Origin of the sequence: Flavobacterium sp., assembly GCF_035292545.1 — a bacterium.
Lineage (GTDB): Bacteria > Bacteroidota > Bacteroidia > Flavobacteriales > Flavobacteriaceae > Flavobacterium.
Genome location: NZ_DATDPV010000055.1, coordinates 1 through 9,148, shown reverse-complemented (window position 1 = coordinate 9,148; position 9,148 = coordinate 1). Strand labels below are relative to the sequence as shown.

General features: G+C 36.4%; 11 protein-coding genes and 1 pseudogene. 1 reads left to right on the top strand and 11 read right to left on the bottom strand.

Annotated features, from left to right (window positions below):
* The 11 genes from VI621_RS09040 to VI621_RS08990 form a co-directional block, all read right to left on the bottom strand.
* Positions 1-605 (bottom strand): choice-of-anchor J domain-containing protein (locus VI621_RS09040; protein WP_324218056.1); only part of this gene is annotated, 605 nt, incomplete at its 3' end.
* Positions 606-856: 251 nt separating this feature from the next.
* Complete coding sequence (locus VI621_RS09035; protein ID WP_324218055.1) at positions 857-1,738, bottom strand: DUF3078 domain-containing protein; 882 nt, start codon at positions 1,736-1,738, stop codon at positions 857-859.
* A 55-nt stretch (positions 1,739-1,793) separates the two neighbouring features.
* The gene (locus tag VI621_RS09030; RefSeq protein ID WP_324218054.1) at positions 1,794-2,300 is read right to left on the bottom strand and encodes a DUF2480 family protein; all 507 of its coding nucleotides are present in this window, start codon (positions 2,298-2,300) and stop codon (positions 1,794-1,796) included.
* Positions 2,301-2,363: 63 nt separating this feature from the next.
* On the bottom strand, positions 2,364-2,690 hold the full coding sequence (locus tag VI621_RS09025) for an SUF system Fe-S cluster assembly protein (protein ID WP_324218053.1): 327 nt from the start codon (positions 2,688-2,690) through the stop codon (positions 2,364-2,366).
* Positions 2,691-2,696: 6 nt separating this feature from the next.
* Positions 2,697-3,125, bottom strand: a complete 429-nt coding sequence (locus VI621_RS09020) for a SufE family protein (protein WP_324218052.1) — start codon at positions 3,123-3,125, stop codon at positions 2,697-2,699.
* A gap of 2 nt (positions 3,126-3,127) precedes the next feature.
* Positions 3,128-3,616, bottom strand: a complete 489-nt coding sequence (locus VI621_RS09015) for a hypothetical protein (RefSeq protein WP_324218051.1) — start codon at positions 3,614-3,616, stop codon at positions 3,128-3,130.
* Between the two features lie 12 nt (positions 3,617-3,628).
* Entirely contained in the window at positions 3,629-4,846 is a 1,218-nt protein-coding gene (locus VI621_RS09010; RefSeq protein ID WP_324218050.1) for a cysteine desulfurase, read from the bottom strand.
* Between the two features lie 99 nt (positions 4,847-4,945).
* A complete protein-coding gene (gene sufD / locus VI621_RS09005; RefSeq protein ID WP_324218049.1) occupies positions 4,946-6,262 on the bottom strand; it encodes a Fe-S cluster assembly protein SufD in 1,317 nt (438 codons plus the stop codon).
* A gap of 1 nt (position 6,263) precedes the next feature.
* Positions 6,264-7,010, bottom strand: coding sequence for a Fe-S cluster assembly ATPase SufC (sufC, locus tag VI621_RS09000; RefSeq protein ID WP_324218048.1), 747 nt, complete (start codon positions 7,008-7,010; stop codon positions 6,264-6,266).
* A gap of 32 nt (positions 7,011-7,042) precedes the next feature.
* Complete coding sequence (gene sufB, locus VI621_RS08995; protein ID WP_324218047.1) at positions 7,043-8,491, bottom strand: Fe-S cluster assembly protein SufB; 1,449 nt, start codon at positions 8,489-8,491, stop codon at positions 7,043-7,045.
* A gap of 18 nt (positions 8,492-8,509) precedes the next feature.
* Positions 8,510-8,839: an iron-sulfur cluster assembly accessory protein gene (locus VI621_RS08990; RefSeq protein WP_324218046.1), complete on the bottom strand. Its 330-nt coding sequence runs from the start codon at positions 8,837-8,839 to the stop codon at positions 8,510-8,512.
* Positions 8,840-9,022: 183 nt separating this feature from the next.
* Between VI621_RS08990 and VI621_RS08985 the strand changes: the two are divergent.
* A pseudogene (locus tag VI621_RS08985) lies at positions 9,023-9,148 on the top strand (MBL fold metallo-hydrolase); the annotation flags it as partial.

Here is a 9,148-nt window from a genome sequence, read left to right as displayed (position 1 = left end):
AATGTTGTAGGGTCTAAACATCTGGAAACAAGTAGTATGTCGTCCAATAACCAGGAATCTCCACTTAAAGTGGTACTGGCTTGTGTATATTCATCAACAAATGCTATATAAATCTGTTGTCCGGCATAAGCCGTTAAATCGACAACTTTTTCTTCATAAATATTATACGTAGTACTCAACTCATCTTCTGTCCATTCCTGAACTAAAGTAGTATATGCCGCTTCGTCTGTTTGATTTGCAGGCAATGCCCCTGAAGCAATCCGTACCTGATATTTGGTGCCTTGGTTACCATTTACCGCTGTTCTGGACCAAAATCGCAACTGGCCATTTGTAGGCACAGTAACTAATGGAGTAGCCAAAAAATCTTTGGAGGTATTACCCATCCCAATATTTTGCCTGCTGTTAATTTGGGCTGCCTTAGTCCCGGTATGAGGGAGCACAGTATTGGTAGTCCAAACATTTGAACCAAAACCGTTTTGAAAAACAGCCCAGTTGCCTGGAACCGTCGGAGGGAATGTCCCTCCCTCAAATCCTTCGTTAAGGACCTGCGAGAAGCCCGAAAAGGATAATAAAAACGTTAAAATTAATAAAGTAATTTTTTTCATGAAATGAAAATTTAGGGTGTTGTAATGTGTTTAATGTAATTTTTGATTTCCAAATTTAACTAAAATTATGAAAAAAACACTGAAATTGAGTATTCTAACTAATTAATGCAATTTTGTGAATAAATTATTCATGAATAAATTTTCAAATTCACGTTTGTTTATTATCAAAAAACCACGCTGTGATTAAAAACTAAGAAGTATTAAACAGAAAAACCTTAGATTACTCTAAGGTTTTTCTGTTATGTTAAAAATTAAAATCCAAAATTTAATCCTACACCAAAAACTTGCCGTGTCTGAAGTCCATCAAAAGCATCGCGATCATATATCGCCTGCATAGACAAATTGGTTGATAGATATCTGTTTATTTTCATTACGACATTTAACTGATAATCGACATCCATTTTTTTAAGTTGTGGCTTGTCTAAATAATTAGAATATACATTAAGTATGTTTTCTAAAGAAATATTGGTCATTAGATTGAATTTATAATACCCTGAGGCATAAAATCCAAGTTCATAACGCAGACTTTTCCCTTCATCAACACCAAAATAAGCAGCATTAGGCAAAGTAAAATCTTTATCTACTATAGTGATTTTAGACGTTAACGGTGCCAGATTAAATTTTAGATTATTGTCTTTTTTCCATAACATTCCTGGTCCAAAAGTGAGATATCCAGGAGATAATAAATTGGTTCTTGGTGTTCTGGTTTCAACTCCTGTATCCGTTTTCCCGTAAATATACCCCCTGGTCATTTGAGTTCTAAAATTCAAGAATACAGAATAAGACCAATATCCAACAGCTTTTTTACCTAACAGGGAATTGAATTCAAAACGGTCATCCGTCTTTTTCTCAAAAGGGGAATTTTTAGTTTTCACCAATCCATAGGACGCAATAATTTTGTTGTCCCAAGTCCAATCGTTTTTTTTGTAATTGAAATCGTAATTAATATTCGCGTTTCCGGAAATAGTGTTTTCTCCGCCAGCCGTCCAATTCCTGAAATTAGATTGATTAAAAAGTAAGGAGAAATTTCCGTTTTTGGTCCAAACTTTTGTAGTGTCTGGTTTCACTTCTTCTTGGGCTTGTGCAGTAATCATTCCGAAAATGCAAAGCAAAATTATAGCCGTTTTTTTCATATTCTTCTTTGTAGTACAACAAATATAAAAAATGTAATTCAAAAAATGTAATTTCTTACTTTTTCTTATACAGTGGCACAGCAGAACAAGCTTCGCCATACATGATGCTTTTTGCAAAGGGTTGCAAATACTGCGCTGCCAAGACATACGCACTCATGGGAACTGGTTTTTTTGAACACCCTTTTATGATAACGGGTTTGTTTTGATAAATAGTATAATCAATGGCATGTAAAATTTCCTGATACAAGGCAGTTTCCAAATCCTCGAAAGTCCCATTGACAATTTTCTTGGCAAAAGGAGTCAAATGCAACGTGACTAAAATTGAAGCCCAAGCCGGAACAATGGCATCCGTACTACAAGAAATAGCAACATATTGGTCTTGGTATTGCGTCCAATCGTGTCGTTGCAAATGCTCCCGAAAGTCTTTTTCTTTTAATAGAAAACCTTCCAAAAGCCATTGTGAAATATCAATTTGCACACGATTCCCCTTTGGATAATAATCTTCTAAATCGAAGACTTCCAAAACACTATTCGCTACTCTATTAATGATTTCGTCTTGCATTTTTTTTGTGTAAAGTAAAAAAGTTTAAGGTTTCAAGCGAAACCTTAAACTTCAAACATTTTTTTAAAGCATTCCTAACTCTAACTTCGCTTCTTCGCTCATTAAATCTTTGCTCCATGGCGGATCGAATGTAATTTCCACCTCAGCAGATTTTACATTATCAATCGATTTTACTTTTTCTTCTACTTCTCGTGGCAAAGTTTCGGCTACGGGACAGTTTGGAGAGGTTAATGTCATTAGGATTTTTACCTCATAATCTTCATTGACCATGACATCATAAATCAACCCTAATTCATAAATATCTACTGGAATTTCAGGATCGTAAATGGTTTTTAATTTTTTTACGATGGCTTCACCTAATAAATTGGTGTCTATAATTGCTTCTTCCATAATTTCTTACTTGTTATTGTTTTTCGATTGAAATGCCAAAGCATACATCTTAATTTGTTTTATCATCGACACCAACCCATTGGCGCGTGTTGGTGACAAATGTTCTTTTAGTCCGATTTCATCTATAAAGTCCATATTGGCTTCCAAGATATCCGATGCCTTTTGATTGGAAAAGGTTCTAATCAAAATGGCGATAATTCCTTTGGTCAAAATCGCATCGCTATCGGCAGTGAAGACAATTTTATCACCTTGTTGTTCGCCTTGTAACCAAACTTTCGACTGACAGCCTTTAATCAGGTTATCCTCGGTTTTGAATTCTTCTTTAATCAACGGTAAATTTTTACCTAAGTCAATGATGTATTCATAGCGCTGCATCCAATCATCGAACATGGAAAACTCATCAACAATTTCTTCTTGTATCGCTTTAATGGTCATTATTATTTTTCTGTAAGTGAAACCAATTTGTCAACTAACTTTTTAATTTCAGCAGGCGGAAAACCATGGTCAAAATTACTAGATTCATGAATTTTATTTTTATAAGTAACTTTCAAACCTGCTATGGGTGCTCCGTCGTAGAAACGTTTTTCGGTTGGTGCTTTTAACTTTGGCAATTGATCTAAATTTACCTCATTGAAAAACCCAACTAATTGTTTCCAATCGGCATCCGAAATTTTTGTCGGAACGGGTTTATCATTTCCATCTCTGTCTTTAGAAATAGAAATAGTTTGGTTTTGGATGATTACTTTTTGGTAAAAACCTCTTGTATTCGCTTCATATTCTATTATCATATCGTTTTGAGCGTCTGCAATTAACTTTTCTCCTTGGTCTTGTTGTGCAACAACATTAGATTGTTCCATTGCCTTTTTTTGGCAATTACAACTGATACACATAATTAAAATCGATGCTAATAAAGTAATTGCTTTCATAATTTAGGTTTTTTAGGATAACATTTGTTGTGCTTTTTTGACTGCTTCTACAAATATATCAATTTCTTCTTTGGTATTGTAAAACGAAAACGAAGCGCGTATCGTGCCCGGAATACAAAAGAAACTCATAATTGGTTGGGTGCAATGATGTCCTGTTCGCACCGCTATTCCTAATTTGTCAATAATCGTACCAATATCATACGGATGAATGCCTTCGATATTGAAAGAAATTACCGAAGTTTTTTCTTTGGAAGTTCCAAAAATTTTCAGTCCTTCAATTTCCAATAGTCGTTGTGTACCGTAAGCCAATAATTCTTTTTCCTGTTTTTGAATGTTTTCAAAACCAATCGAATTAATATAATCTATTGCGGTTCCAAGTGCGATTCCGTCAGCGATATTGGGCGTTCCGGCTTCAAATTTATGAGGCAAATCGGCATAGGTGGTTTTCTCGAAAGTCACTTCCTTAATCATTTCGCCTCCGCCTTGATAGGGTGGTAATTTATTGAGCCAAGCTTCTTTTCCGTATAAAATCCCGGTTCCTGTCGGGCCGCACATTTTATGTCCTGAAAAGGCGTAAAAATCACAATCCAACGCTTGAACATCGGGTTTTAAATGTGGAACAGCTTGTGCGCCGTCAATCAAAACGGCTGCGCCAAATTCATGTGCTTTATCAATCATGTACTTGATAGGATTGATGGTTCCCAAAGCGTTCGAAATATGGTTTACGGTTACGATTTTGGTTTTATCGGACACTAATTTGTCGAATTCCGCCATAATCAATTCCCCGTCTTCATTCATCGGAATGACTTTTAGGGTTGCTCCTGTTTTCTCGCACAGCATTTGCCAAGGCACAATATTGGAATGGTGTTCTAAGGCCGAAACCAGCACCTCATCGCCTGCTTTTAGAATTGAAGCAAATCCGTTGGCCACCAAGTTAATCCCGTGTGTTGTTCCGGAAGTAAAAAGCACTTCGTGGGCGAATTGGGCATTAATATGATTTTGGATTTTATTTCGGGAATTTTCATAGGCATCCGTTGCCAATTGGCTTAACGTATGGACGCCACGGTGAATATTCGCGTTGATTTCCTGGTAATATTTCGATATGGCATCGATGACCACTTGCGGTTTTTGCGATGTGGCTCCGTTATCGAAATAAACCAACGGCTTCCCGTTTACTTTTTGGGAAAGTATCGGAAAATCGGCACGGATATCATTTATATTAAAACTCATTGTGTTCTGTTTTTTAGCCCCGATAGTAACGGTTATCCTTTTTGTTTTTTCTTTAAAAACAAAAAGATAAAAGTGGATAGCGGGAATAGCTCCTGATAATTACAAATCAAATCCCATATTCACGCCTAATTTGGTAGCGATGATTTTGGCGATTTTAACTCTTAATTCCGGGATTTTTATGCTTGAAGTTACTTCGCTGGTAAAGGCGTACATCAATAATGCTTTGGCTTCTTTTTGAGGAATTCCGCGTTGTTGCATGTAGAACATGGCGCTATCGTCTAATTGGCCGATTGTGCACCCGTGCGAACATTTTACGTCATCCGCATAAATTTCCAATTGCGGTTTGGCATTGATGGTTGCTTTATTACTCAACAAAATGTTATTGTTTTTCTGGAAAGCATCGGTTTTTTGGGCTTCTTTTTCTACGTAAATTTTACCGTTGAAAACTCCCGTTGATGCATCATCAAAAATACCTTTATAGTTTTGGTGACTTTCGCAATTGGGTGTGGCATGTTGTACCAAAGTATAATGATCCACATGTTGCTTGTCGCCGATGATGGTCACTCCTTTTAACGTACTGTCGATTCTTTCGCCTTGGTGGTAGAAATTCAGGTTGTTTCTGGTGATGTTTCCACCAAAAGAAAAAGTATGAACGGCAACGCGGCTTTCCTGTTTTTGAGCGATATAGGTATTGTCAATCAGATTGGCTGTTTGAACGTCATTTTGAATTTTATAGTAATCGACAATCGCGCGTTTTTGAGCAAAAATTTCGGTAACCGAATTGGTCAACACGGGATTTTCATTCAAACTTTGATGGCGTTCGATGATTTGTACGTGTGCATTTTCACCAACGATAACCAGGTTACGAGGCTGAACCATTAAGGCCGCTTCGTTTCCGGTAGAGAAATAAATAATCTCGATTGGTTTTTCCACCACGGTGCTTTTTGGGACATTGATATAGGCACCTTCTGATGCGAAAGCGGTATTCAACGTAGTCAAACTTTCTTCTTTGCTTGCTATTTGGTTGAAATACATATCAATAATCATTTTGTATTTCGGTTTGTTCAATGCTGATGACATCAAGCAAACATCCAGTCCATCATGGGTAGTTGAAGATAAAAACGAACTGAAAACACCATCGACAAAAATCACTTTGTAGGTATCGACATCATTCAGAAAATATTTTTTCACATCCTTGAACTCGATATCGTTTTCTTTTTTTGGGAATACGCTATAGTCATTTTTTAAGACGGCATTTAGCGAGGTATATTTCCAGGCTTCGTCTTTTTTGGTTGGGAAGCCTTTATTTTCAAAGTTTTTAATGGCTGAAGTTCTGATGTCGTGCAAATCGGCATTGACATCAATTTGTTCTTCGAAAGCCATGAAAGACGAAATTAATTTTTCTTTAAACTCCATTTTAATTTTCGTTTTTTAACCAATCATATCCTTTTTCTTCCAGCTCTAAGGCTAATTCTTTTCCGCCACTTTTTACGATTTTACCATCGTGCAATACGTGAACGAAATCGGGAACGATATATTCTAACAAACGTTGGTAGTGCGTGATTACAATTACCGCGTTGTCTTTGCTTTTTAGTTTGTTAACGCCGTTGGCAACGATACGTAATGCATCAATATCCAAACCGGAATCGGTTTCGTCAAGAATGGCCAATTTTGGTTCTAACATCGCCATTTGAAAAATCTCGTTACGTTTCTTTTCACCACCCGAGAAACCTTCGTTTAGAGAACGGGAAAGGAATTTTCTGTCGATTTCTAATAATTCTGATTTATCACGGATCATTTTCAACATTTCGTTGGCTGGCATTGGTTCTAATCCTTTTGCTTTGCGCGTTTCGTTGATAGCGGTTTTCATGAAGTTGGTTACCGAAACTCCCGGAATCTCTACTGGGTATTGGAATGATAAGAATACACCTTTGTGCGCTCTTTCTTCCGGAGCTAATTCTGAAATATCTTCCCCTTCGAGAATAATTTCACCATCAGTAACTTCGTAATTTTCGTTTCCTGCAATAATCGCCGAAAGGGTGCTCTTTCCGGCACCGTTTGGCCCCATGATTGCATGTACTTCTCCAGCTTTTACTTCAAGGTTGATTCCTTTTAATATTTCTTTATCTTCTATTCTTGCGTGTAAATTTTTTATTGATAACATAAACTAGTTTGTGTTTTATAAATTCTGAAAGATTATCCTACCGAACCTTCAAGAGAGATTTCTAATAATTTTTGTGCTTCTACAGCGAATTCCATTGGCAACTTGTTCAAAACGTCTTTACTGAAACCATTTACAATTAAGGCAATCGCTTTTTCTGTTGGAATCCCACGTTGGTTACAATAAAACACTTGGTCTTCTCCGATTTTACTCGTCGTGGCTTCGTGCTCAATTTTTGCGGTCATATTTTTGGATTCGATATACGGAAAAGTATGCGCTCCACAATTGTTGCCCATCAATAACGAGTCACATTGCGAGAAGTTACGCGCATTATCCGCTCTGGCGCTGATTTGCACCAAACCTCTGTAACTGTTTTGTGATTTTCCGGCAGAAATTCCTTTGGAAATAATAGTTGACTTGGTGTTTTTGCCCAAGTGAATCATTTTGGTTCCGGTATCGGCTTGTTGGTGATTATTAGTCACTGCTATCGAATAAAATTCTCCGATAGAATTATCTCCTTTTAAAATAACCGATGGGTATTTCCAGGTAATGGCAGAACCGGTTTCAACTTGTGTCCATGAGATTTTTGCATTTTTCTCACACAGTCCTCTTTTGGTTACAAAATTGAAAACACCACCTACACCTTCTTTATTTCCTGGATACCAATTTTGAACTGTGGAATATTTTATTTCAGCACCATCCAAAGCAATTAATTCAACAACTGCAGCGTGCAATTGATTTTCGTCGCGACTTGGTGCCGTACAGCCCTCAAGGTAAGACACATAACTGCCTTCATCAGCAACAAGTAAAGTTCTTTCAAATTGTCCTGTTCCTGCTTGGTTGATTCTAAAATATGTGGATAGTTCCATTGGGCAACGAACACCTTTTGGAATATAACAAAAAGACCCATCAGAGAAAACTGCTGAATTCAAAGCGGCATAAAAATTATCTTTTTGTGGAACAATCGTTCCTAAATATTTACGAACTAATTCGGGATGCTCTTTGATGGCTTCAGAAATACTCATAAAAATAATTCCTTTTTCACCTAATGTTTTTTTGAACGTAGTGGCAACCGAAACAGAATCGACCACAATATCCATAGCGACATTGTTCATCATTTTTTGTTCATCGATGGAGATTCCTAACTTTTTATACATTGCTAAAAGTTCTGGATCTACGTCGTCCAAGGTTTTATTAGGATCAACTGCTTTGGGTGCAGAATAATATGAAATGGCCTGAAAATCAGGCTTAGTATAATGCACGTTTGCCCAATTTGGTTCAATCATTTGTTCCCATGCACGAAAGGCCTCAATGCGCCAATCAGTCATCCATTGTGGTTCGCCTTTTTTATGAGAAATGGCACGAACAATATCTTCATTTAAACCTATAGGAAATGTCTCCGCTTCTAATTCAGTATAGAATCCGTATTCGTATTCTTTATTTTCGAGTTCGATTTTTAAATCGTCTTCTGTATATTTTGACATAATTTTATTTAAAATGTTTTACAGAGAAAAACTTTCTCCGCAACCGCAAGTTCTATTCGCATTCGGATTATTGAAAACAAAACCTTTTCCGTTTAATCCTCCTGAAAACTCTAATATGGTTCCCGCAAGATATAGGAAACTCTTTTTTTCGACAGCAATTTTCACATTGTTATCTTCAAAAACTTTGTCATTTTCGCCTATTTCTTTATCAAATTTTAATTCATAGGACAACCCGGAGCAACCCCCACTTTTTACCCCTACTCTAACGTAATCTTTGGCAACATCAAAACCATCGTCATTCATCATATCGACGATTTTTTTTCTGGCTATATCTGATACTTTTATCATTGTTATATTGATTTTGTCTAAATAAACGACAAAGATATACGAAAATATTTTTTTTTAATCGAAAAAACCCAATTTTTAACTAATGTTTAGATAGAAAAAATCGATTCTAAAGGATAAAAAGAAGTCTATTTTTAGTAATTTGCGAATGTTTGTTATTTTTAACTACACCTAAAAAATATTATAATGAAATTATATCCCATAGAAACCGGAAATTTTAAACTCGATGGAGGTGCTATGTTTGGCGTGGTGCCCAAAACACTTTGGAACAGAACCAATCCGGCCGATGAAAATAACCTGATTGATATTGCC

Bases quoted from the DNA above. Each gene is read 5' to 3' on its own strand.
- VI621_RS09015 (WP_324218051.1), bottom strand. From the start codon at position 3,616: ATGAAAGCAATTACTTTATTAGCATCGATTTTAATTATGTGTATCAGT.
- VI621_RS08990 (WP_324218046.1), bottom strand. From the start codon at position 8,839: ATGATAAAAGTATCAGATATAGCCAGAAAAAAAATCGTCGATATGATG.
- VI621_RS09035 (WP_324218055.1), bottom strand. From the start codon at position 1,738: ATGAAAAAAACGGCTATAATTTTGCTTTGCATTTTCGGAATGATTACT.
- sufB (WP_324218047.1), bottom strand. From the start codon at position 8,491: ATGTCAAAATATACAGAAGACGATTTAAAAATCGAACTCGAAAATAAA.
- VI621_RS09020 (WP_324218052.1), bottom strand. From the start codon at position 3,125: ATGACCATTAAAGCGATACAAGAAGAAATTGTTGATGAGTTTTCCATG.
- sufC (WP_324218048.1), bottom strand. From the start codon at position 7,010: ATGTTATCAATAAAAAATTTACACGCAAGAATAGAAGATAAAGAAATA.
- VI621_RS09025 (WP_324218053.1), bottom strand. From the start codon at position 2,690: ATGGAAGAAGCAATTATAGACACCAATTTATTAGGTGAAGCCATCGTA.
- sufD (WP_324218049.1), bottom strand. From the start codon at position 6,262: ATGGAGTTTAAAGAAAAATTAATTTCGTCTTTCATGGCTTTCGAAGAA.
- VI621_RS09010 (WP_324218050.1), bottom strand. From the start codon at position 4,846: ATGAGTTTTAATATAAATGATATCCGTGCCGATTTTCCGATACTTTCC.
- VI621_RS09030 (WP_324218054.1), bottom strand. From the start codon at position 2,300: ATGCAAGACGAAATCATTAATAGAGTAGCGAATAGTGTTTTGGAAGTC.